Here is a 23337-nt window from a genome sequence, read left to right as displayed (position 1 = left end):
TGGCAGTGGATTTATTGCTTACTGATACGCCTCAATCGGCGGGCAGGAACACATCAGATTGCGGTCGCCGTGGACGTTATCGACCCGGTTCACCGCCGGCCAGAACTTGGCTGATTTCACCGCCTCGCTCGGGAACACACCCAGCTCGCGCGGGTAAGGCCGGTTCCATTCTCCAACCAGATCGGCCTGTGAATGCGGCGCATGGCGCAGCGGGCTGTTGTCGGCGGCCCATTCTCCGCTTTCGACTTTGGCAATTTCCGCACGAATGCCACGCATGGCGTCGATAAACCGATCCAGCTCCGCTTTCGATTCCGATTCGGTCGGCTCGACCATCAGCGTGCCCGGTACCGGGAACGACATGGTGGGCGCGTGGAAACCGTAGTCCATTAAGCGCTTGGCGACGTCTTCCTCGCTGATGCCGGTGGCGGCTTTGAGCGGGCGCAAATCCAGAATGCATTCGTGCGCGACGCGGCCGTTGCTGCCGCGATAGAGCACGTCGAAATCGTCTTTCAAGGCTTCGGCCAGGTAGTTGGCACCGAGAATGGCGACTTCGGTACTGGCTTGCAGACCATCGCGGCCCAGCATGCGGTTGTACATCCAGGTGATCGGCAGAATGCCGGCCGAGCCAAAAGCAGCCGCGGAAACGGCGCCGTCGGAATCCTCTCCGTGACCGGGCAGGTAAGGCGCCAGATGCGCTTTCACACCAATCGGGCCCATGCCCGGGCCACCGCCACCGTGCGGAATGGCGAAGGTTTTGTGCAGGTTCAGGTGCGACACATCGGCGCCGACCTTGCCGGGCTGCATCAAACCGACCTGAGCGTTGAGGTTAGCGCCGTCGAGGTACACCTGACCGCCGAAGCGGTGAACGGTGTCGCACAGTTGTTTCAGGCCTTCTTCGAACACGCCGTGGGTGGACGGGTAGGTGATCATGCACGCGGCGAGTTTTTCCCCGGCCTGTTCAGCTTTAACCGCCAGATCGTCGAGGTCGACGTTGCCGTTGTCGTCGCACGCCACGATCACCACATCCAGCCCCATCAGTGCGGCGGACGCCGGGTTGGTGCCGTGCGCTGAAGCGGGAATCAAACACAGCGTGCGCTGATCATCGCCATTGGCCTGATGGTAACGACGAATCGCCAGCAGGCCGGCGTATTCACCCTGAGCGCCGGAGTTGGGCTGCATCGACAGCGCATCGTAGCCGGTGATGGCCAGCAACTGGGTTTCCAGATCGCTGACCAGCCTTTGGTAACCGCTGGCCTGATCGGCCGGGGCGAACGGGTGCACATTGGCGAACTGCGGCCAGCTGACCGGCTGCATTTCGGCGGCGGCGTTCAGTTTCATGGTGCAGGAGCCGAGCGGGATCATGCCGTGCACCAGCGAATAGTCGCGGTTTTCCAGCCGTTTGATATATCGCAGCAGCTCGGTTTCGCTGTGGTAGCGGTTGAACACCGGGTGGCTTAGTACGTCGTCGGTGCGGCGCAGCTCGGAAGGCAGCGCAGGTGTGTCGCTGGCTAATACGGCAGCGTCCAGTTCGGCCAGATCCAAACCGTGGTTGTCGCCGACCAGGACCTTAAACAGACGCTCAACATCGGCGGCGGCGGTGGTTTCGTCGAGACTCACGCCGACGCGGCCATCGCTGAAACGGCGCAGGTTGCAACCGGCGGATACGGCGCGCTCGTGCACGCTGGCGTCGACGTTGAAGGTCAGCGTATCGAAGAAATGTTCGGCCACGTCAACGCCGTTACGGCGCAAGCCTTCGGCCAGAATGGCGGTGAAACGATGCACCCGTTCGGCGATGGTGCGCAGGCCGTTCGGGCCGTGATACACCGCGTAGAAAGACGCCAGATTCGCCAGCAACGCCTGGGCGGTACAGATGTTCGAGGTCGCCTTTTCGCGGCGGATGTGTTGCTCGCGCGTTTGCATCGCCATGCGCAATGCCTGGCCGCCTTTGGCATCGACGGAAACACCGATGATGCGCCCCGGTACCTGCCGTTTGTGCGCGTCGCGCACCGCAAAAAAGGCCGCGTGCGGGCCGCCGTAACCGAGCGGCACGCCAAAGCGCTGGGCGCTGCCGAACGCGATGTCGGCACCCAGTTCGCCGGGCGAACGCAGCAGCATCAGCGCCAGCAGATCGGTGGCCACTGCGGTGACGGCACCGGCGTTTTTGGCCGCTTCAAGGTGGGCTTGCACATCACCGATGGCACCGCTGGAACCGGGGTAGCTAAGCAGTGCACCGAAGGGTGAATGCTGCGCGACCGTTTCAGCGGGCGCGATGATCAGCTCGATGTTCAGGTAGTGCGCCCGGGTGCGCAGCACGGCCAGGGTTTGCGGGTGGGTGTCGGCATCGACAAAGAACTGGTTGCTCTTGTTTTTGCGGTTCACGCGCTGGCACAGCGTCATGGCTTCGGCGGCGGCGGTGGCTTCGTCAAGCAAGGAAGCGTTGGCCAGATCCAGGCCGGTTAAATCCATCACCACCTGCTGGAAGTTCAGCAGCGCTTCCAGGCGGCCCTGGCTGATTTCCGGCTGGTAGGGCGTGTAGGCGGTATACCAGGCTGGGTTTTCCAGCACGTTGCGGGCAATGGCCGCCGGAATGTGAGTGCCGTAATACCCCTGGCCGATGTGGCTGGTGAGCACTTTGTTCTGGCTGGCAATCTGCGCCAGCTCGGCCAATGCCTCGCTTTCGTTGCGGCCGCTATCAAGTGCCAGCGCGCCGTCCATGCGCAGGCTTTCGGGCACGGTCTGACCGATCAGGTCGGCGCGGCTGTTCAGGCCCAGCGTGGCCAGCATGGCGGTTTGGTCGTCGGCGTTCGGGCCCAGATGTCGTGGCGCGAAACCGGCGTCCGCCAAAGCGGTGAGCGGCTTTTGGTGCAGCGAAGTGGTCATGGCGAGTCTCCGGCGAGATCAGGTGGTATCAGAGCTGGGCGTTGTATTGGTCGGCTGAAAGCAGGTCGTTGATGACGCTGGGGTCGTCCAGACGCAGGTGGAATAACCAGCCGGTGTCGTACGGGTCTTCGTTCAGCTGCTCTGGCGCCTCGGTCAGCGCTTCGTTGCAGGCCAGTACCGTACCGGCCAGCGGGCTGTAAATGTCGGATGCGGCTTTCACCGATTCCACCACGGCCACGGCTTCACCGGCGGACACCTGACGGCCCAGCTCGGGCAGTTCGATAAACACCACATCACCCAGTTGGGTCTGAGCGTGATCGCTGATGCCGACAGCCACCACGCCATCGCCCAGGTCGCGGACCCATTCGTGGCTGGCGGTATAACGCAAGGTTTCGGGTGAAGTAGACATGTACATCTCCACTGAAAAAGGTAGGCAGGAATGGCGCGCAGCCTAGCAACGGTTTTCCCCTAAAACAATAAAAAATTTCCTATAGGAAACAAGCGGACCTGATGGTCAACTTTTGGTCGCCGGGCGTTTCCCGTGGCCGGTGGCTGTGCAATACTCGTCCGGCATGACGCTTGCTGGCAGGTGTCATCTGTAATGTCTCTGATAGGAAACACGCCGCCATGGACCCGCACTTCCTGCACGATCAATCCAAACCGTCGCCGGAAATCAGCCGCAAGGACGGTCACGAAGCCACGCTCGAACCGCTGGAGCTGGGTCAGCGCGTGCGCGCCATTCGTTTAAGCCAGAACCTGACGCTCGAAGAAGCCAGCCAACGGACGGGCCTGGCGCGGTCCACGCTGTCGAAAATTGAGAACGAACAGATATCGCCTACCTTTACCGCCGTGAACAAACTGGTGCATGGCCTGGGCATCGACATTCCGCAACTGTTTGCCCAACCGAGCACCGACAGTCGCGCCAGCGGCCGCCGTGACATCACCCGCGCCGGTGAAGGCAAACCCCACCCGACGCCGACCTACGAACACGAACTGCTGGCCACGGAACTGACGCAGAAAAAGATGGTGCCGTTTCGTACCCGCGTGCACGTGCGTTCGTTCGAAGATTTTCCCGACTGGGTGCGCCACGACGGCGAAGAATTTTTATACGTGCTCAGTGGCTCGATTCTGTTCTACACCGAATTCTACGAACCGGTGGAACTGTTCGAAGGCGACAGCGCCTATTACGACTGCACCATGGGGCATGCGCTGGTCAGCACCAGTGAAGAGGATGCGGTGTGCTTGTGGGTGACGGCGTGAGTGCGCTTTGGGCGCGCCGGGAAACGCTTGACGGGAGATGCTGAACGCTGGGTACAAAAAAAGGGAGGCACCGATCGGTGCCTCCCTTTCTTAGTGCTTCGTCGGCGAGTGTCGGGTTTTCGCTGATCAGCGTCTCCCGTCTCCCGTTCAGCGTCTAGCAGTTATTTGGCGAAGTTTTCATTCGCAAATTCCCAGTTCACCAGCTTCCAGAAAGCCGCCAGGTAATCCGGGCGAGAGTTACGGTAGTCGATGTAGTAGGCGTGCTCCCAAACGTCAACGGTCAGCAACGGCGTCTGGCCGCTGGTGATCGGGGTGCCGGCGTCGTCGGTGTTGACGATTTCAACAGAGCCGTCGGAGTTTTTCACCAGCCAGGTCCAGCCTGAACCGAAGTTGCCGGCGGCTTTTTCGTCGAATTCTTTCTGGAAGGCGTCGAAGGAACCCCATTTGCCGTTGATGGCATCCGCAACCGCGCCCGTTGGAGCGCCACCGCCGTTCGGGCTCAGGCAGTGCCAGTAGAAGGTGTGGTTCCAGATTTGAGCGGCGTTGTTAAACATGCCGCCAGAAGCTGACTTGATGATGTCTTCGAGGCTTTTTCCTTCGAATTCGGTGCCCGGCACCATGCCGTTCAGCTTGGTGACGTAGGTGTTGTGGTGTTTGCCGTGGTGGTATTCCAGGGTTTCCTGGGAAATGTGCGGTTCCAGGGCGTCTTTTGCGTATGGCAATGCTGGCAGTTCAAAAGCCATGGTTGCTCTCCCTCTGTCGGTTTAGTAATAAAAATGGCCGGGAGGGTCACGGAGCCTCCCATCGTTGACTCAGTAAAGCATAATCAGGCCGTTTCATCGGTGTTTCAAGGGGCCCAGGTCGCAGATGGACACGCTCGACAAGGCAGGGTTCGTAACCGCGCCAGTTGTGTGTGTGGTTGCACGGATCACAGCGCTGTTTACAACTGCTGTTGTGGCTCTTGTTACAGCAAGGCCGCTCTCTATAATGGCCGGACGCATTCCCATTCGAACAGGTAGTGAAAACCATGGCCGATTCCAAGCCGGGACAGGATTTTCCCCCCATGATGCCGGACCGTGACGACATTCGTAATCGTCGTCCTGCCGAGCCGACACCGGCTAAGAAAGCCGCACCGAAACCCAGCCCGAGCCCGAAACCAAAAGCGACGTCACCAACGGACAGTGGTGGCAGTAGTGGTGCCGGTACGCTGGTGTGGGGACTGTTAATCACGGCGCTGGTTCTGGTGCTGGGTCTGTTGCTGTTGGTGCTCAGCCAGCGCCAGACGCTGGCCGAATACGATGAACGTCTGCAATTGGCGGATGACCGGTTGGTAACGCTGGAGCAGGCGCTGACGCAGACCGATGAATCGGTGGCGATGAACGAAACTGCGATCAATGCGCGCTTTAACAGTCTGTCGGAAGCCGATGAGTTTCAGATGTCGGAAATCCGCAAGTTGTGGGCGGTTTCGAACGAACGTAACCGCGAGTGGATTGAAGCCAACCAGGCGGCCGTGGCCGATATGCAAGGGTCGTTGGGTAACGTGACATCACGCCTCGACAGTCAGAGCGAAACGCTGAGCACGGTGGATGGACAGCTGGATGAACTGGCAGCGCTGGCCGCCGATCTGGACCGGGCGGTAACCGCTGTGGAAGGCCAGTTGAACGGCTTTGATGCGCAGGCAATTGATGAGCGCATGGTGTCGCTGACACTGGCGCAGGAAAACCAGATGATGGACATTGGTGAGCTGGCTGATCAGGTTGATAATCTGGATCGCAGCCTCGATTCCATCGACAACGGCCGACTGGAAACCAACCGCCGTCTGGTGGCGTTGAGTGAACAGTTGCAGGCTCTGGATGCGCGCGTTACCGCCTTGGGTGGCAGCCAATAACCATGGCCAGCCGGGCAATTGATCGGTCGTTTAATCCGCGTCAGGCGGCCATTGTTCAGCGCATCGAGGAAGGTGGTCACGCCACCATCGATGATCTGGTGGCCGCTTTTGATGTAACGCCGCAAACCATCCGTCGTGATTTAACCTTACTGGCCGATGCCGGTTTGATCGCCCGGTTTCACGGCGGTGCCAGCCCGGTAAATTCGACCGAAAATTTGTCGTATCAGGATCGGCAAATTCTCAATCACGGCGCCAAAGAAGGCATTGCGCAGTTGGTTGCCCAGCAAATTCCCGACCACGCCAGTCTGTTTATTAACATCGGCACCACCACCGAAACCATTGCCCAGGCGCTGTTGCAGCACCGCGGCTTGCAGGTGATCACCAACAACCTTCACGTGGCGGCGATTCTCAGCCCGAAGGAAGATTTTCGGGTGATCGTTGCCAGCGGCGAAGTGCGCGCGCGCGATGGTGGCATTGTGGGTGAGGCGACGCTCGATTTTATCCGTCAGTTCAAACTCGACTACGGCATTATCGGCATCAGCGGCATTGAAGAAGACGGTGCTCTGCTCGACTACGATTACCGTGAAGTGCGTGTCGCCCAGACCATCATGGAACAAAGCCGGCAAGTCTTGCTCGCCGCCGACCACTCCAAATTCGGCCGCCGCGCCATGGTGCGCCTTGGGCACATTACGCAGGCCGATGTGTTTGTGACCGATGTGCCGCCGCCGTTGGCAATTGTTGAGCAATTAACGGCCGCAGAAGTGAGGCTGTTAATTGCGGGAGACGCTTAGGCGCGCTGAAGCGCGCCGGGAGACGGGAGACGCAGGATACGAAAAAGGGAGGCACCTTACGGGGCCTCCCTTTTTGCTTAACGCCTGGGTGCTGCGCACTCGGGACATGCTAAATGTCAGCGACGGGCCGGTTTATGTTTTAGCGTCTCCCGTTAAGCGGGCGCGCTCCGCGCGCCTAGTTCTTATGCAACTCGCTGTTCAATTCAACCTGGGATTTATTGGTTAAACATTCCACACGGCCGGTTTCAGCGTTGCGCCAGAACAGCAGGTCTGGCTTGCCAGCCAGGTCGCGGGCTTTGACGGTTTCGACCGGTTGCTTATTGCTGTCGAGCAGGGTGACCTTGGTGCCCGCGGTGATGTATAGGCCGGCTTCGACGGTGCAGCGGTCGCCCAGCGGAATGCCACAACCGGAGTTGGCGCCGAGCAGGGAGTTCTGGCCCATGGAGACAACCACTTTGCCACCGCCGGACAGCGTGCCCATGATGGACGCGCCACCACCAACGTCGGAGCCTTCACCGACAACGACGCCGGCTGAAATACGGCCTTCGACCATGGACGTACCCAGGGTGCCGGCGTTGAAGTTAACAAAGCCTTCGTGCATGACGGTGGTGCCTTCGCCCAGGTGCGCGCCGAGGCGAACGCGAGCGGTATCGGCCACCCGCACGCCGGACGGCACGACGTAGTCGGCCAGCTTGGGAAATTTATCGACGCAGTTTACTTCCAGCACTCGACCAGCCAGACGCGCTTCCATTTGACGTTCAGTCAATTCCGGCAGATCGATCGGACCTTCGCTGGTCCAGGCGATGTTGTGCAGCAAGCCGAACAGGCCTTCCAGTGAACAGCCGTGCGGTTTCACCAGGCGGTGCGAAATCAGTTGCAGTTTGAGGTAACCCTCAGCCACAGAGCTGGGTGCGGCGTCGCTTTCCAGAACCGTCAGCACCAGCGTTTGATGGCTGGATTCAGCGGCGCGGCAGAACTGGGCGCTGACGCTGTTGCCAGCGCTTTCAAAGCGGCTGGCCAATTCGTTCATCTGGGCGCTTTCGAGCACGAAGACTTCGTTGCCACCGTTCAGTTTGACCACTTCGGTCAGCGCTGAAACCAGAGCGTCTGCTGGGTTCAGAATCGGCTCTGGAAACCAGGCCTCGATGATTTTGCCATCCTTGTTGCGGGTGGCCGTGCCGACGGCCAGAGCGAAATAACTCATCCGGTTTTCCTCAGTATCTTTAGTCAGTTCGGGAGCGACGCTGGGTTAATCCAGCGACAGCAAATCTTTAAAAGCCTGTTCGTTGTAACCCACTGCCGCCAGGCCGCGTTGTTCCACCACCGGTCGTTTGATGAGCGATGGGTTTTCGATCATCAGCTCGATGGCTTTTTCCGGCGTTAAACCGGTTTTGCGCGCATCGTCGATGTTGCGCCAGGTGGTGCCACGTTTGTTGATCAGACTTTCCCAGCCGACGTGTGGAAACCAGGCGCGCAGCAGGTCTTCGGTCGGCGGTGTTTTTTTGTAGTCGATGAACTCGTAATCCGCGCCCTGATCGTTAAACCAGGCGAGGGTTTTTTTAATGGTGTCGCAGTTGCGTATTCCGTAGATTCGGATCATGGCGTCCGCCCCATAAGGCTGTTGTCGGGTTGGAAGTCGTGGTTATTCAAGGTCTTGCTCAGAGTAGAGGTCGCAACCGCTCGGCCGCTTCGATGCAGGCATCCAGCTCGGCGACCAGCGCAATGCGCACGTGACCGTAACCAGGGTTGATGCCGTCGACCTGGCGCGACAAATATTGACCGGGCAGTACGTGAATGTTGGCTTTTTCCAGCCACAAACGCGCGATTTGCTCGTCGTCAGTTTCCAGGTTGGGCCAAAGGTAAAAGCTGGCGTCGGGGATGTCCACCGGCATTTTGTCACCGAGAATCTGCTGCACGGCCTGATATTTTTGGTTGTACAGTCGACGGTTTTCGGCGACGTGGCGTTCGTCGTTCCAGGCGGCGATTGACACGTGCTGCGTCGGCAATGGCATGGCGCAGCCGTGATAGGTGCGATAGCGCAAAAAAGTCGCCAGTAAGTCGGCATCGCCGGCCACAAAACCGGAACGCAAACCGGGCAAGTTGGAGCGTTTGCTCAGGCTGTGAAACACCAGGCAGTGATCGAAACCGCCCTCCAGGCTGGCCGCTTGCAACAGGCCCGGCGGCGGATTGTTTTCATCGCGATAGAGTTCCGAGTAACACTCATCACTGACCAGAATGACATCGTGCTCGCGAGCTTTTTTGACCAGCGCGCGCAGCTGATCGAGCTCGATTAAACGGCCCGATGGGTTGCCCGGGTTGCAGATAAACAGCAGCTGGCAGTTGTCCCAGTCGGCATCGCTGAGCGCATTGAAATCGGGTTGGTAACCGGTATCAAAGGTGCACGGCAAATAGCGTGGTTCACCCCCGGCGAGGAAGGCGGCGCCTTCGTAGATTTGGTAGAACGGATTGGGCATCCAGACGTCGTTTTTCGATGAGTCGGCATCGAATAACGCCTGTACCACCGAGAACAGCGCTTCGCGTGTACCGGTGACGGGCAGCACGTTTTCATCGGCGCTCAGTTCGGCCTCTTTTAACCCATAGCGACGTTGACACCAGTCGGCGATGGCCTGGCGCAATTGCGGCAACCCGGCAGTGGCCGGATACATCGAAAACCCATCCAGACTGGCGTGCAGCTGTTCGGCCAGAAACGAAGGCGCGGCGTGCTTGGGTTCGCCGATGCCCCACAACACGGCAGGGAGATTCGCCGGTTGAATGTCGGCGGTCAGCGCTTTGAGTTTTTCAAAGGGGTAGGGATGCAGACGCGCCATCCGGCTGTTCATTCGCTTTGTCCTTCCACGATGATGGCTTCCAGGGTGCTTTGCAGATTCTCGACCAGACGCGGTTCGTGCAAGGGTTCGTCGTCACGATCCACCACAAAAAAGACGTCTTCGACGCGCTCGCCCAGCGTGGAAATACGCGCGCTTTGCATGCGCAGATCGAGCCGTTTGAAGGCACGACCAATATCGGCCAACAGACCAGGGCGGTCGGAGGTGATGACTTCGACCACGGTGCGCTGGTTTGAGGGGTCGTTACTGACGGTGATCTGCGGCGGCATGGCGAAATGCTTAAGCCGGCGCGACAGTCGACGATTGGGTGTGGCGGTTTCTTCCGGGTCTTGAATGGCGAGCAGCAGGCGGCGTTGAATGTCACGCAGCCGTTCGGGGTTGTCGCCAATACTGTGACCGTCTTCGTCGAGTACGATAAAGGTGTCGAGACTGAAGTCGGACGACGAGGACGTCATGATGCGTGCGTCCTGAATGTCGAGTTCCAACTGATCGAGGCAGGCGGCGATGTCGGCAAAGAGGTGTGGACGGTCCGGCGCATAGATGAAGACCTGGGTCGCACCGGCGTAGCCTTCGGCGTCGGTTTCACGAATCAATACCAGCGGTACATTCAGGCCGTGGTTGGCAATGGCGCGCGTATGCCAGGCAATATTTTCGGCCGATTCGCGCAGGAAATAATCGTCGCCCGGATTGTCCCAGAGTTCGAGAATTTCGGTTTCGGAATAACCATCGTCACGCAGCAACGCCAGCGCACCGTTTTTCACTTCTTCGATGCGCTCTTCTTTATTAACCGGATTTTCCAAACCGCGCCGCAGCGCTCGCAAGGTTTCGTTGTAGAGTTTTTTCAACAAGGAGGCGCGCCACGAATTCCACAGGTTGGGGTTGGTGGCGTAGATGTCGGCGACGGTCAGCACGTACAAATAATTTAAGCGGTGCAGATCGCTGACTTGCTGAGCAAAGTGGTTGATCACTTCGGGGTCGGATATGTCCTGGCGTTGCGCGGTCATCGACATCAATAAATGATTGCGCACCAGCCACACGACCAGATCGGATTCCCAGCCCGTTAAGCGATGACGACGCGCAAAACGTTGCACTTCTTCGGCGCCTTCAATGGAGTGATCGCTGCCACGGCCTTTGCCGATGTCGTGATACAGCGCCGCCACATACGCCAGTTCCACCTTGGGTAACTGGTGAATGATTTTGGTGGCGATGGGGAACTGAACGGTGTTGTTGGCGTGGCGGAAACGGCGCAGGTTGCGAATGGTGAGCAGCGAGTGGGCATCAACGGTGTAGACGTGAAACAGATCGTATTGCATCTGTCCGACGATGCGGCCGAACTCCGGCAGATAGAGACCGAGCACGCCGTACTGGTTCATGCGCATCAGGTTGGTCGAGACACCCGCCGGGCTGCGCATCAGTTCCATAAAGAAGGTGATGTTGCGCAAATCCTGGCGGAACTTGCCGTCGATGCGATGACGGTTGGCGAAAATCTGCCGCAAGGTCGCCGCGCGAATGCCTTTAATTTCCGGGCGCTGAGCGCACAGCACAAAGACTTCCATCAATGCTGAAGGCGTGCGGATAAAGACCGTTTCGTCGATGGTTTCGATGTAGCCACCGCTGACCTGAAAACGGGTGTTGATGGGAATGACCTGATCGTCGTCTTCGGCGCCGAGAATGGTTTCATCGAAATGCTGTAACAGCATGATGTTCAGCGCACGCAGTCGGAACACCTGACGGAAGTAATCCTGCATTAAATGTTCGACGGCGAGTTGGCCATCTCGGTCGCGGTAACCGAATTGTTCGGCGACTTTTTCCTGCAAATCGAACAGCAGACGGTCTTCTTCGCGGCCGCTGAATCGGTGCAGCGCATAGCGGATGCGCCACAGGTAATCCTGACCCTCGAGCAAGCCCTGATATTCGGCGTCAGTGAGAAAACCGCGCTCGACCAGCTCGCTCAGATCGGTATCGCCGAAATAGCGTTTGGCCACCCAGGCAACGGTCTGAATATCACGCAGACCTCCGGGACCGGCTTTGACGTTCGGCTCAAGGTTGTATTCGGTTTCGTGGTACTTCTGGTGGCGATGAGTCTGCTCGTTAATCTTAGCTTTATAGAAGGCATCACTCGGCCAGATGTGTGCCGGGCTGATTAACGCGCTGACTTTTAATCGCAGGCCGGTGTTGCCCGCCAGCGTTCGGCTTTCCATCAGGTTGGTGGTGACGGTGACGTCGTTTTCGGCTTCTTCGCGGCAGGCGTCGATGGTGCGCACCGAGTGGCCGATGTCGAGCTTGAGGTCCCACATCAGGGTGAGGAACGACTGAATCGATTCGACATTGGCGTCGATGCTGGCCTCGTCGGTAAACAACAGCAGCAAGTCAATATCGGACTTGGGCAGCAGTTCACCGCGGCCATAGCCGCCGACCGCGATCAGTGCCAGGTTATCGCTCTGGTGCCACTCAAACTGCTGCCAGGCGGTGTGCAGAATCTGATCCATCGCCCAGGCACGGCCGAACACCAGGCTGCGGATGGGCTCGCCGTGATCGAAGCGCTTGTCGAGGCGTTGTTGCAGGTCATCCAGCGCCTGACGCAAAACAGGAATGGGCGGACGCTCGGCCAGCGCTTGGCGCAAGCCGTCGATATCGACCAGATCGGTGTCAGCGTATTCGCTCAGCGTCATCATTCGTCCCACAGGAAAACCGGCTACGGCCGGTAGACGAGGCCCGGCCGGGCGGCCGGAACCGGATCTTAGAAGCTTTCTTCAGTGCGCTTGGTGAGTACCTCGACGCCGGTGGCGGTGACCAGCAGGGTGTGTTCCCACTGCGCCGAGGCTTTGCGGTCTTTGGTGACAACGGTCCATTGGTCGCCAAGCACTTTGGACTGCGGCTTGCCGGCATTGATCATGGGTTCGATGGTGAACGTCATGCCTTCTTTCAACTCCAGGCCGGTGCCTGGCTTGCCGTAGTGCAGCACTTGCGGGTCTTCGTGGAACACCGCGCCAATGCCGTGGCCGCAATATTCGCGCACCACTGAGTAATAGTTGCTTTCGGCGTGTTGCTGGATGACGTGACCGATGTCGCCCAGGCGCGTGCCGGGTTTAACCAGCTCGATGCCTTTATAGAGGCATTCCTGAGTGACCCGGACCAGACGCTCCAGGTGCGCCGGGGCTTCGCCGACGAAATACATTTTACTGGTATCGCCGTGATAGCCATCTTTAATGACGGTGACGTCGATATTGACGATATCGCCCTTCTTGAGAATCTTGTCGTCGCTGGGGATGCCGTGACAGATGACGTGGTTAACCGAGGTGCAGACCGATTTGGGGAACGGAGGGTTGCCGTAGTTCAACGGTGCCGGTATCGCTTGTTGCACATCAACAATGTAGTTGTGGCACAGACGGTCGAGCTCACCGGTGCTGACGCCGGGTTTGACATGCTCGCCGATCATCTCCAGTACGTCGGCCGCCAGGCGGCCAGCAACGCGCATCTTTTCAATTTCGTCAGCGGTCTTAATGGTTACAGCCATGAGAGTCTCAAACAGAAGGTGATTCGTAGCGCGCTAGTTTACCGATTTTGTAGACAGGTTGCAGCCTTGTGACATAAAGCCAGGCGGTTGCAGGGCGCTCGTTGCGCCGCTTGGCGTTGAGTTTGATGGTTCGCTGTGGTATAAAGCGCGCCGCTCTGGGCTGCCTGGTGGTTGGCCTGAGTATACTGCCAGTGGACAACCGCTGGTGAATCCTAACTCTCACATGCGCCGGCACATGATTCCGGGTGCCTTTGCCCAAACGGGCCGAGGTTGGATCATGGGGCGTGTGGAGGCTTAACCCGAACAGTGAGGACAATATGGCTACTGTTTCTATGCGTGACCTGCTTAAAGCAGGCGTACACTTCGGTCACCAGACCCGTTACTGGAACCCGAAGATGGGCAAATACATCTTTGGCGCCCGCAATAAGATCCACATCATCAACCTGGAGCACACCGTTCCTGCGTTGAATTCCGCTCTGGCCCGCATCGGCCAAATGGCTGGTGGTAAGAACAAGATTCTGTTCGTGGGTACCAAGCGCTCTGCCAGCAACATCGTGCGTGAGCAAGCAACCCGTGCCGGTAGCCCCTATGTGGTTCACCGCTGGCTCGGCGGCATGCTGACCAACTACAAAACCATCCGTGTTTCCATCAAGCGTCTGCGTGAACTGGAAACTCAGCGTGGTGATGGCACCTTTGAACAGCTGACCAAGAAAGAACGTCTGATGCGTGAGCGTGAGATCGAGAAGCTGGAAAAAACCATCGGTGGTATCAAAGACATGGGCGGCCTGCCGGACGCTCTGTTCGTGATCGACGTTGACCATGAGCGCATTGCTATCCAGGAAGCGAACAAGCTGGGTATTCCGGTCATCGGCGTTGTCGATACCAACTCCAACCCGGACGGTGTTGATATCGTCATTCCGGGTAACGACGACGCTATCCGCGCCATCGAAATCTACGCCAGCTCTGTTGCTGACGCGATTCTGGAAGCGCGTGCTGCAAACGCAACCGAAGCAGATGAGTTTGTTGAAGTGGCTGAAGAAGCCGCTGACGAACCGGCTGCCGAGTAAGCAGCACAGGCACCGGCCGCACAACAAAGGGGCCACGGCCCCTTTTTGTTAGCTCGGTCACCGGGTGGTCACCGACCGGTGTCATTATCGAATTGAACCGAACCTCGAGGAAATGAACATGGCTACTATTACTGCGGCCCTGGTAAAGGAACTGCGTGAGCGCACTGGCCTGGGCATGATGGAATGTAAGAAGGCCCTGGTTGAAGCCGACGGCAACATCGAAGCGGCCATCGACAACCTGCGTAAGGCTTCTGGTCTGAAAGCGGCCAAGAAAGCCGGTCGTACTGCAGCTGAAGGCGTCATCATCACTCGCCAGTCTGCCGACAACAGCGAAGCGCTGCTGCTGGAAGTGAACTGCGAAACTGACTTCGTCGCTCGTGACGAAAACTTCCTGAACTTCGCCAACAAAGTTGCTGATCAGGCGATGGCTGACAAGCAGACCGATATCGCTGCGCTGATGGCGGCGGGTCTGGAAGCTGAGCGTGAAGCGCTGGTTCAGAAGATCGGTGAGAAAATCGACGTGCGTCGTGCTTTCCTGATCGGCGGTGCTGGCAAAACCGTTGCAACCTACGTTCACGGCGGCCGTATCGGCGTTGCTGTTGAAATGGAAGGTGGCAACGAAGAGTTGGGTCGTGACGTTGCCATGCACGTGGCTGCGATCAACCCGCAATACGTTTCTGCCGACGACGTTCCTCAGGACGTGCTCGACCGCGAGAAAGAAGTGGTTGCGGCTCAGGCTGAGAACTCTGGCAAGCCGGCTGAGATCATCGAGAAGATGGTTGGCGGTCGTCTGAAGAAGTTCGTTGCTGAAATCTCTTTGCTGGAACAGCCGTTCGTTAAAGACCCGGACACCAAAGTGGGTAACCTGGTTAAGAACGCTGGCGCTACTCTGACCGGTTTCACTCGCTTGGAAGTGGGCGAGGGCATCGAGAAAGAGGAAGTTGACTTCGCCGCTGAAGTCGCCGCCGCTGCCAAGGGCAGCTAAGTAAGAAAAGGGCAGCTTGACTGCCCTTTTTTTTGGCTGGTGCAGACCTCGACGAGGTCACTGCCTTCGCGCAGTTCGATCGCTATACTGCACTGGCCAAGCCTGAGCTGCTCAAAGCGAGCTCATTCATTTTCCCAAAGGACGAGTTGCCATGCCGACCAAAGATTCCCACCCTCGTTATAAACGCATCTTGCTCAAACTCAGTGGCGAAGCCCTCTCGGGCGAGCAGGGTTTTGGTATCGACCCGAAAGTGCTGGATCGCATGGCGCTGGAGATTGGTCAGTTGGTGGGTATTGGTGTGCAGGTGGGTCTGGTGATCGGTGGCGGCAATCTGTTTCGAGGCAAAGCATTGCACGAGGCGGGCCTCGATCGCGTTACCGGCGATCATATGGGCATGCTGGCGACCGTGATGAATGCACTGGCGATGCGCGATGCGCTCGAACGTTCCAATATCCGCAGCCGGGTCATGTCGGCCATTCCCATGTCGGGCATTGTCGAGCACTATGATCGTCGCAGCGCGATTCGTTACCTGACTCAGGGCGATGTGGTCATTTTCTCCGCCGGTACCGGTAACCCCTTTTTCACCACCGACTCCGCTGCCTGCTTGCGTGGCATCGAGGTCGAAGCTGATCTGGTACTGAAAGCCACCAATGTGGATGGCGTTTACAGTGCTGATCCCCGAACCGTTCCGGATGCGGTAAAATACGACCGCCTGAGCTATGACGAGGCACTGGAGAAGCAGTTAGGCGTGATGGATTTGACGGCTGTCTGTCTGGTGCGGGATCATAATATGCCGGTTCGGGTATTCAACATGAACAAGCCAGGAGCCTTGGTGTCGCTGATGGTTGGCGGCAGTGAGGGTACGCTCATGGCAGAGGACATTACTGCATGATCGAAGACATTAAGAAGGAAACGGAAGCGCACAACAAAAAAGCTCTGGTCGCGCTAGACGAAGGCTTTAACCGCATCCGTACCGGCCGGGCCAACCCGTCCATCTTCGACGCGTTAAGCGTCAGCTATTATGGTGTCGACACACCCCTGCAACAGGTGGCCAATATCACCGTCGAAGACGGTCGCACCCTGGCCATTGTGCCCTGGGAAAAGAACATGGTGCCGGAAATCGAAAAGGCCATCATGAAGGCGGATCTGGGGCTGAACCCGGCCACCTCCGGTGACAAAATTCGTGTCGTTATGCCGGCGCTGACCGAAGAAACGCGCAAAGACATGATCAAGGTGGCGCGCGCCGAGGCCGAAAAAGCCCGTGTGTCCATCCGCAATGGCCGTCGCGATGCCAACGCCACGATCAAAGATCTGGTGAAGGAAAAAGAGCTGTCGGAAGATGAAGGTCGCAACGGTGAAGACGATATTCAGAAGCTGACCGACAAAGCCATCGCTACCGTCGAAAAGCATTTAGAAGAAAAAGAGCAAGAGTTGATGACGGTCTAAGACCTGACTCAAGCAAGAGAGGGGAGGCAGCATGGCAAAGCCATGTTGCCTTTAGTTTTTTCAGTCCCTGAGTGACGCTGGTTGTATGACCAGTGTGCCAAAACGCCAGGAGTTCGTTGCGCCGGGACGGCGTCGAACACTAACCGAACAATGGATCGCCTATGACCACTGCCCAAGATCAGGGAGAGCAGAGCATTCCTCGCCATCTGGCCATAATCATGGATGGCAATAATCGTTGGGCAAAAAAGCGATTGATGGGTGGGATTTCGGGTCATAAGGCAGGCGCCAAGTCCGTGCGTACCGTGGTGGAAGCCTCGGCGCGGGCCGGAGTGGAAGTGCTAACGCTCTACGCCTTCAGTTCGGAAAACTGGCGACGGCCGACGGAAGAAGTCAACGCCCTGATGGATTTGTTCCTGATGGCGCTGAACCGGGAAGTGAAAAAGCTGCACAAGAATAATCTGCGCTTGCGTATCATCGGCGATACCAGCCGGTTTAGCGCAGCCATCCAGAAAGCGATTGTTGCTGCTGAACAGCTGACGGCCGACAACACCGGCATGACGCTGGCGGTCGCGGCGAACTATGGCGGGCACTGGGACATTACCCAGGCCGCCCGTAGCTTAGCTGATGACGTCGCAGCCGGTCGGTTAACGCCGGCGGATGTGACCGAAGCAAGCTTGCAAGCGCGCGTGGCTCTGGGTGATTTGCCGCCGCCGGATTTGTGCATACGCACCGCCGGTGAGCAACGCATTTCCAATTTCTTGTTGTGGCAGTTTGCCTACACGGAATTCTATTTCACACCTGAGTTCTGGCCGGACTTCAACCAGGAATCACTGCAGCGGGCTTTTGCCAGCTATGCCAATCGAGTACGACGTTTTGGTCGAACCGATGAGCAACTGGAGCAGACGCTGAGTTCCTGATTATGTTTATACAACGCCTGATTACCTCCCTGGTACTGGCCCCGCTGATGCTGGCTGGCATTTATTTGCTGCCGGCTGACTATTTTTCGTTGTTTATTGGACTCATCGTCGTTTTGGCGGCCTGGGAATGGGCCAACCTCGCCGGCTACAGTCGGACCATCACTCGCCTGACCGTTGGTATTGCCGGTGCAGCTATATTGCTCGGTATCGATTGGTGGCGGCTTAGCGCACAGATCAGTTGGCAAACGCTGATGATCGTTGCCTTGCTCTGGTGGTTATTGGCTTTACTGCTGGTACTGACTTACCCCGGCAGCCAGACGGTGATCCGTCGTCGTTGGGTGCGCCTGTTGATGGGCGTGCCTGTGCTGGTACCGTTCTGGCTGGGCCTGAATGTTCTGAAAGGTCGTGAAGACGATGCGCTGGTGTTGACCTGGCTGATGCTGTTGGTCTGGGGCGCGGACATCGGTGCGTACTTTGCCGGCCGGGCTTTCGGAAACCGTAAGTTGGCGCCAAACGTCAGCCCCGGTAAGACCTGGGCCGGTGTTTATGGTGGTATGGCAACGTCGATTCTGGTGTCGGTGGTCGTGGCGGTGATCTTTTTGCCTCCGTTGATATCCCTGCAGTGGTTGGCGTTGGTACTGGTCAGTGCGGTGCTGGTGGCCATTTCAGTGCTGGGCGATCTGCTGGAAAGTTTGCTCAAACGCTATCGCGGTATTAAAGATTCCTCCCAATTGTTGCCCGGTCACGGCGGTATTCTCGATCGCATCGACAGCCTGTGTGCGGCAACGCCGTTGTTTTGCCTGTTATTGGTGGTGATTTCGGTATGAGTCCGGCGCGCCCGCAACGTGTCTGTGTATTAGGCGCCACCGGTTCGGTGGGCGTTAATACGCTGGATGTGATTGAGCGCCACCCGGATCGCTTTGAGTTGGTCGCCATCAGTGGTCACCGCAATATTGAACGTCTGGCGCAACAGACTCGGGCGTTTCAACCGCGTTGGGTGGTGGTGCCTGACGATGAGGCCCGCCACCAATTGCAGGATTTGCTGGGCCCGGTGACCACCGACATTCTGGTGGGCGAGGCGGCTCTGGCTGAGGTGGCTGCATCGCCGGACGTGGATGTGGTGATGGCTGCCATTGTCGGCTCTGCAGGTCTGACGTCGTCTTTGGCCGCTGCCCGCGCGGGTAAACGCTTACTGCTGGCGAACAAAGAAAGCCTGGTGGTTGCCGGTGATTTATTAATGCGCGCTGTGGCTGAATCCGGCGCGCAATTGCTGCCCATCGACAGTGAACACAACGCCATTTTCCAATGTTTACCAGCGGAGCATCGCCGTCAGGGCGTCGCGTCGGTGTTATTGACCGCCTCCGGTGGTCCCTTCCTGCATACGCCCGCCGCGCAGTTGGCTCGGGTCACGCCGGCACAGGCTGTGGCACATCCGAATTGGTCCATGGGTGCGAAAATTTCGGTCGACTCCGCCTCGCTGATGAACAAAGGACTGGAGCTGATCGAGGCCTGCTGGCTGTTTGGCCTCACGCCCGCTGACGTTGAGGTGGTGGTCCACCCGGAAAGCATCATCCATTCGATGGTGCGGTATCTGGACGGTTCGGTGATTGCGCAGTTGGGCACGCCCGATATGCGCACGCCCATCGCTTATGGACTGGGTTATCCCGAACGCATTACCAGTGGCAGTGCGCCGCTGGCATTCGATCCCACGTTAAAACTGACGTTTGATCAGCCCGACCGCCAGCGCTTTCCGTGCCTGCGTCTGGCCGAAGAGGCCATTGCGGCGGGTGGCACCTTGCCAACGGTGCTCAATGCCGCCAATGAAGTCAGCGTTGCCGCCTTTCTGGATGAGCGGCTGGGTTTTACCGATCTGGCCCGCATTAATGAGCAAACCATGGACCGGCTGGGCACCATGGCCGTGAGTTCGGTTGAACAATTGCTGGAGGTGGATCATCGGGCGCGACAAGTAGCGACCACGGTGATCAAGGAGATGAGCGCATGAGCGTGTTGAACTCTGTGGTGGGTATTCTGATTGCACTGGGCATTTTGGTGACGGTGCACGAATACGGTCATTTCTGGGTAGCACGGCGCAATGGCATTAAGGTGCTGCGTTTTTCCATTGGCTTTGGTCGGCCGTTGCTGCGCTGGTACGATCGCCACGGCACTGAATTTGCCATCGCCTGGATACCGCTGGGCGGCTACGTAAAAATGCTCGATGAGCGTGAGGCTCCGGTCGACCCGGCTGAGCGTGACCAAGCATTCAATACCAAGACGCCGCTGCAACGCATTGCCGTGGCCAGCGCCGGGCCAGCGGCGAATTTTTTGTTTGCCATTGTCGCTTTTGCCTTGTTGTACAGCCTGGGTGTGCGTGAACTGGCGTCCTATGTCGAAGCGCCTGCGCCTAACTCACCGGCAGCTGTGGCGGGGTTTTCTGAAGCGGATCGCATCACCGCCATTGACGGCCAGGATGTCGATTCGTGGCGCGGTATCAGCCTGGCGTTAGCGCGTCGGGTTGGCGACAGCGGTGCGCTGGAGTTTCAGGTTGAGCAAGCCAATGGCTCCCTGGCAACACGCTCCATTCCGGTTGAACGCTGGCTGGCGTCGGAATCTGAACCGAATCCGTTAGCGAACCTGGGGCTGTACCCGGATCGGCCGTCAACGCCGGCAGTTATCGGTGAGGTTTTTGCCGACGGCGCTGGTGCGGCAGCCGGCTTGCAAAGCGGTGATCGCATCGTCGCCGTGGATGGTCAAGCCATTGAAAATTGGCTGGACTGGGTGGCTGTGATCCAGCCCAATGGCGGGCTCGATTTGAATGTCGAGCTGATCCGCGACGGCCAGCCGATGCAACTGACACTGACGCCGAATGAGCGCCAGTTGGATGGTCAGACGCAGGGATTTATTGGCACAGCCGCCGCTCCGGTTGAGTGGCCCGAAGATCGTTTATTGACGTTTCGTGTGGCGCCCTGGACCGGCATTTGGTTGGGCTTGCAGGACACCTGGGAAATGGTGCACCTGAGTTTTGAAATGTTGGGTAAAATGCTCAGCGGCTTGGTCTCGGTTCAGCAAATTGGCGGGCCGATTTCCATGGCACAAATGGCGGGCGATTCGGTTCAGGGTGGCCTGGAAAGTTTTGTGCGTTTTCTGGCTTTTATCAGCATCAGCTTGGGCGTGGTGAATTTATTGCCCATTCCGATACTCGATGGCGGCCACATTCTTTTATACAGCATTGAGTGGTTACGCGGTCGGCCGTTGTCCGAGCGCGTGCAGATGATTGGGTCGCAGCTGGGTTTGTTGCTGGTGCTGGGGCTGATGATGCTGGCGTTTGTTAATGATCTCGGCCGTCTGGGCTGAATGTGATGGGTAGTAGGGGTAATCGTTTGAGAGTTGTTATGAAATCCGCCGGTGCAGCACTGATGACCATGCTGCTGAGTGTCGGCGCGTTGGCCGCCCCTTTTGAGTTGTCTGCTATCACCGTTAACGGACTGCAACGAGTTTCTTTGGGCTCGGTGCTGCAGGCGTTACCCATCCAGGAAGGGGATCGCGTTGATACGGATAATGCAGCCGACTGGCTGCGAGCAATTAACGATACCGGTTATTTCAATGACGCCCGCGTCTCGCGTGAAGGCGATGAACTCATTTTCGATGTGACCGAGCGTCCGGCCATTCACCGTGTGGAATTTTCTGGCAACAAATCGATCCCGACCGATTCACTTGAACGCGTTATGGAAAATGTCGGTCTGGATGAAGGCGAGATCTACAGTCAGTCGCTGTTGGAAGGCATCGAGCTGGAACTGGAGCGTCAGTACAGCCTTCAAGGCCGCTATAACGCCAGTGTTGATTTGGTGGTCACGCCCTTGTCGCTGAACCGGGTCGACATTGAACTGGATATCAGCGAAGGTCCGGTGGCGAAAGTCGATCACATTGAGATCACCGGTAACCGTATTTTCACCGACGCCGAACTGCTCGATGCCTTGCAAATGCGCGAAACCAGTTCCACGCGTTATCCGTTTCAATTTATTGCCCGTCGTAATCGCTTTGGTCAGGCTCAGCTGACCGGCGATGAATCGCGTCTGGAAAATTATTACCTGGATCGCGGTTATCTCGATTTCCGGCTGGAATCCACTCAGGTGTCCATTGCGGACAACAAATCCGCCATTACGCTGGTGTATAACGTTCACGAAGGCGAGCCCTATACGCTGTCGAATGTTGAGCTGACGGGCGATCTGGTGGGCCTGGACGACGAATTGAACGCTTTGGTAACCGCCGAACCGGGCGACACCTATTCACGTTTAACCATTGCCAATATCAGTTCCAACATCACCAATGAGCTGGGTGAGCGCGGTTATGCGTTTGCTGACGTGCGTCCGCAATTAGAACCCGATGCCGATACATTAACGGTGTCGGTGACGCTGCAAGTGAACCCGGGCCAGCCGGTCTATGTGAACCGCATTGAAATTCGCGGCAACACCGCGACCAACGATGAAGTAATTCGTCGGGAATTGCGTCAGTTGGAGCGGGGGCTGGTGATTAACCGCAATATTCGCCAATCGCGCGCGCGGTTGGAGCGACTGGGTTACTTCAGTTCGGTGAACATCAACACCCGACGGGTTTCCGGTCGTGATGATCTGGTGGATCTGGTTGTAGAGGTTGAAGAGACCACCAATTCGCAGATTACCGGTTCCATTGGTTTCTCCGATGCCAGCGGTATCTTTGCCGAGGCGCGGGTGGATCAGAAGAACTTCCAGGGTAAGGGTTATGACTTCTCAGCGTCAGTGACGGTGAATGAGAGCCAGCAGAGTTATAACCTGTCGTTCAACGATCCGTACTTCACCATCAATGGCGTCAGTCGCGGTATCGACTTGTTCTATCGTCGAACCGATTTCAGCAGTACTACCTTTGATACTTACGCCACGAACACCTTCGGTGGCCGTCTGACCCTGGGTTATCCGATCGCAGAGAATCAGCGTGTTAATTACGCCCTGGGTTACAGCCAGGACGAGCTCTTCGTCAGTGACTCAGCACCTCAGGAACTGACGGATTTTAAAGACAATAATCCAGGCACCTACGACATTGTGGATGCCCGTGTTTCCTGGGTGTACAACAGCCTGAACGGTACTTTCAAAGCCACGCGCGGCCGGCAGATGACGGTGGCTACTGAAGTGGCCACGCCCTTGGGTGATCTGACTTATTACCGTCTGACTGCCGGTGCGGAGCAGTATTTCCCTATTAACGATCAGTACAGCATTCGTCTGCACACCGATCTGGGTTATGGCGGTGGTTATGGCGAATCCAGCCAGCTACCCTTCTATAAGAACTTTTATTCCGGCGGTGTGCGGTCCATCCGCGGTTATCAGCCGAACTCGCTGGGCCCGCTGGGTACGCCACAAACCGTGGATGACGACGCCGATCCGATTGGTGGCAACATCAAAGTTGAGTATGGTGCGGAGCTGTTGGTACCGATGCCATTGGTGGAAGACCAGTCTACGTTCCGGACCTCGTTGTTTATCGATGGCGGTAATGTCTTTACCGATAACTGCCGCGCGGGTAACAGCGGTTGTGATGAAGGCGTCGACATCCGTGAAATGCGCTATGCCGCGGGTATCGATGTCACCTGGATTACGCCGCTGGCGCCATTGAGCCTGAGCTACGCCTGGCCGCTGAACGCCCAGGATGGGGACCAGGAGAAGAGCTTTGCCTTTACCATTGGTCTGTCATACTGACCGGGTTTGAGACGAAAACC

Annotated in this window: 20 protein-coding genes; 12 read left to right on the top strand and 8 right to left on the bottom strand. The window is 57.7% G+C overall.

Annotation, left to right across the window (positions count from 1 at the left end; translation table 11 throughout):
• Nucleotides 1–18 precede the first annotated feature (18 nt).
• Both gcvP and gcvH read right to left on the bottom strand, forming a co-directional pair.
• On the bottom strand, nucleotides 19–2880 hold the full coding sequence (gcvP, locus tag BGP77_RS16975) for an aminomethyl-transferring glycine dehydrogenase (RefSeq protein ID WP_108165883.1): 2862 nt from the start codon (nucleotides 2878–2880) through the stop codon (nucleotides 19–21).
• Between the two features lie 28 nt (nucleotides 2881–2908).
• Nucleotides 2909–3289: a glycine cleavage system protein GcvH gene (gcvH, locus tag BGP77_RS16970; protein WP_199224296.1), complete on the bottom strand. Its 381-nt coding sequence runs from the start codon at nucleotides 3287–3289 to the stop codon at nucleotides 2909–2911.
• Between the two features lie 218 nt (nucleotides 3290–3507).
• Between gcvH and BGP77_RS16965 the strand changes: the two genes are divergently transcribed.
• Nucleotides 3508–4140 carry a helix-turn-helix domain-containing protein gene (locus tag BGP77_RS16965; protein WP_108165881.1) on the top strand — a complete coding sequence of 211 codons (633 nt, stop codon included), beginning with the start codon at nucleotides 3508–3510 and terminating at the stop codon, nucleotides 4138–4140.
• Nucleotides 4141–4301: 161 nt separating this feature from the next.
• On the opposite strand, the gene BGP77_RS16960 is transcribed toward BGP77_RS16965, so the two are convergent.
• Nucleotides 4302–4883: a superoxide dismutase gene (locus BGP77_RS16960; protein ID WP_108165880.1), complete on the bottom strand. Its 582-nt coding sequence runs from the start codon at nucleotides 4881–4883 to the stop codon at nucleotides 4302–4304.
• 284 nt (nucleotides 4884–5167) lie between these two features.
• Here BGP77_RS16960 and BGP77_RS16955 point away from each other — a divergent pair, with 284 nt between their 5' ends.
• Nucleotides 5168–6028 (top strand): hypothetical protein, encoded by an 861-nt coding sequence (locus BGP77_RS16955; protein ID WP_146171278.1) that lies wholly within the window; start codon nucleotides 5168–5170, stop codon nucleotides 6026–6028.
• Nucleotides 6029–6030: 2 nt separating this feature from the next.
• Nucleotides 6031–6819, top strand: coding sequence for a DeoR family transcriptional regulator (locus BGP77_RS16950; protein WP_108165878.1), 789 nt, complete (start codon nucleotides 6031–6033; stop codon nucleotides 6817–6819).
• Nucleotides 6820–6994: 175 nt separating this feature from the next.
• Here BGP77_RS16950 and dapD read toward each other — a convergent pair whose 3' ends face one another.
• The 5 genes from dapD to map form a co-directional block, all read right to left on the bottom strand.
• Nucleotides 6995–8023 carry a 2,3,4,5-tetrahydropyridine-2,6-dicarboxylate N-succinyltransferase gene (gene dapD / locus BGP77_RS16945; protein WP_108165877.1) on the bottom strand — a complete coding sequence of 343 codons (1029 nt, stop codon included), beginning with the start codon at nucleotides 8021–8023 and terminating at the stop codon, nucleotides 6995–6997.
• A gap of 45 nt (nucleotides 8024–8068) precedes the next feature.
• Nucleotides 8069–8419: an arsenate reductase gene (locus tag BGP77_RS16940; protein WP_108165876.1), complete on the bottom strand. Its 351-nt coding sequence runs from the start codon at nucleotides 8417–8419 to the stop codon at nucleotides 8069–8071.
• Nucleotides 8420–8477: 58 nt separating this feature from the next.
• Nucleotides 8478–9659: a succinyldiaminopimelate transaminase gene (gene dapC, locus BGP77_RS16935; RefSeq protein ID WP_108165875.1), complete on the bottom strand. Its 1182-nt coding sequence runs from the start codon at nucleotides 9657–9659 to the stop codon at nucleotides 8478–8480.
• Nucleotides 9656–12340 (bottom strand): [protein-PII] uridylyltransferase, encoded by a 2685-nt coding sequence (gene glnD, locus BGP77_RS16930; protein ID WP_370446853.1) that lies wholly within the window; start codon nucleotides 12338–12340, stop codon nucleotides 9656–9658. Before glnD ends, dapC begins: the two co-directional genes overlap by 4 nt.
• 65 nt (nucleotides 12341–12405) lie before the next feature.
• Nucleotides 12406–13182 carry a type I methionyl aminopeptidase gene (gene map / locus BGP77_RS16925; protein WP_108165873.1) on the bottom strand — a complete coding sequence of 259 codons (777 nt, stop codon included), beginning with the start codon at nucleotides 13180–13182 and terminating at the stop codon, nucleotides 12406–12408.
• Between the two features lie 317 nt (nucleotides 13183–13499).
• Between map and rpsB the strand changes: the two genes are divergently transcribed.
• The 9 genes from rpsB (at nucleotide 13500) to bamA (ending at nucleotide 23317) form a co-directional block, all read left to right on the top strand.
• On the top strand, nucleotides 13500–14249 hold the full coding sequence (gene rpsB / locus BGP77_RS16920; RefSeq protein WP_108165872.1) for a 30S ribosomal protein S2: 750 nt from the start codon (nucleotides 13500–13502) through the stop codon (nucleotides 14247–14249).
• Nucleotides 14250–14367: 118 nt separating this feature from the next.
• Nucleotides 14368–15234, top strand: a complete 867-nt coding sequence (tsf, locus tag BGP77_RS16915; RefSeq protein ID WP_108165871.1) for a translation elongation factor Ts — start codon at nucleotides 14368–14370, stop codon at nucleotides 15232–15234.
• Between the two features lie 151 nt (nucleotides 15235–15385).
• On the top strand, nucleotides 15386–16126 hold the full coding sequence (gene pyrH / locus BGP77_RS16910) for a UMP kinase (protein WP_108165870.1): 741 nt from the start codon (nucleotides 15386–15388) through the stop codon (nucleotides 16124–16126).
• Nucleotides 16123–16680: a ribosome recycling factor gene (gene frr / locus BGP77_RS16905; protein WP_108165869.1), complete on the top strand. Its 558-nt coding sequence runs from the start codon at nucleotides 16123–16125 to the stop codon at nucleotides 16678–16680. Before pyrH ends, frr begins: the two co-directional genes overlap by 4 nt.
• Before the next feature lie 161 nt (nucleotides 16681–16841).
• Entirely contained in the window at nucleotides 16842–17597 is a 756-nt protein-coding gene (gene uppS / locus BGP77_RS16900; protein WP_108165868.1) for a polyprenyl diphosphate synthase, read from the top strand.
• A 2-nt stretch (nucleotides 17598–17599) separates the two neighbouring features.
• Nucleotides 17600–18424: a phosphatidate cytidylyltransferase gene (locus tag BGP77_RS16895; RefSeq protein ID WP_108165867.1), complete on the top strand. Its 825-nt coding sequence runs from the start codon at nucleotides 17600–17602 to the stop codon at nucleotides 18422–18424.
• Nucleotides 18421–19599: a 1-deoxy-D-xylulose-5-phosphate reductoisomerase gene (gene ispC, locus BGP77_RS16890; protein ID WP_108165866.1), complete on the top strand. Its 1179-nt coding sequence runs from the start codon at nucleotides 18421–18423 to the stop codon at nucleotides 19597–19599. Before BGP77_RS16895 ends, ispC begins: the two co-directional genes overlap by 4 nt.
• The gene (gene rseP / locus BGP77_RS16885) at nucleotides 19596–20948 is read left to right on the top strand and encodes an RIP metalloprotease RseP (protein ID WP_108165865.1); all 1353 of its coding nucleotides are present in this window, start codon (nucleotides 19596–19598) and stop codon (nucleotides 20946–20948) included. Before ispC ends, rseP begins: the two co-directional genes overlap by 4 nt.
• Nucleotides 20949–20986: 38 nt before the next feature.
• Nucleotides 20987–23317, top strand: coding sequence for an outer membrane protein assembly factor BamA (bamA, locus tag BGP77_RS16880; protein ID WP_158269415.1), 2331 nt, complete (start codon nucleotides 20987–20989; stop codon nucleotides 23315–23317).
• The last annotated feature ends 20 nt before the right edge of the window (nucleotides 23318–23337 follow it).

Origin of the sequence: Saccharospirillum sp. MSK14-1 (assembly GCF_003054965.1) — a bacterium.
Lineage (GTDB): Bacteria > Pseudomonadota > Gammaproteobacteria > Pseudomonadales > Natronospirillaceae > Saccharospirillum.
This window is presented reverse-complemented; position numbering and strand designations above follow the sequence as displayed.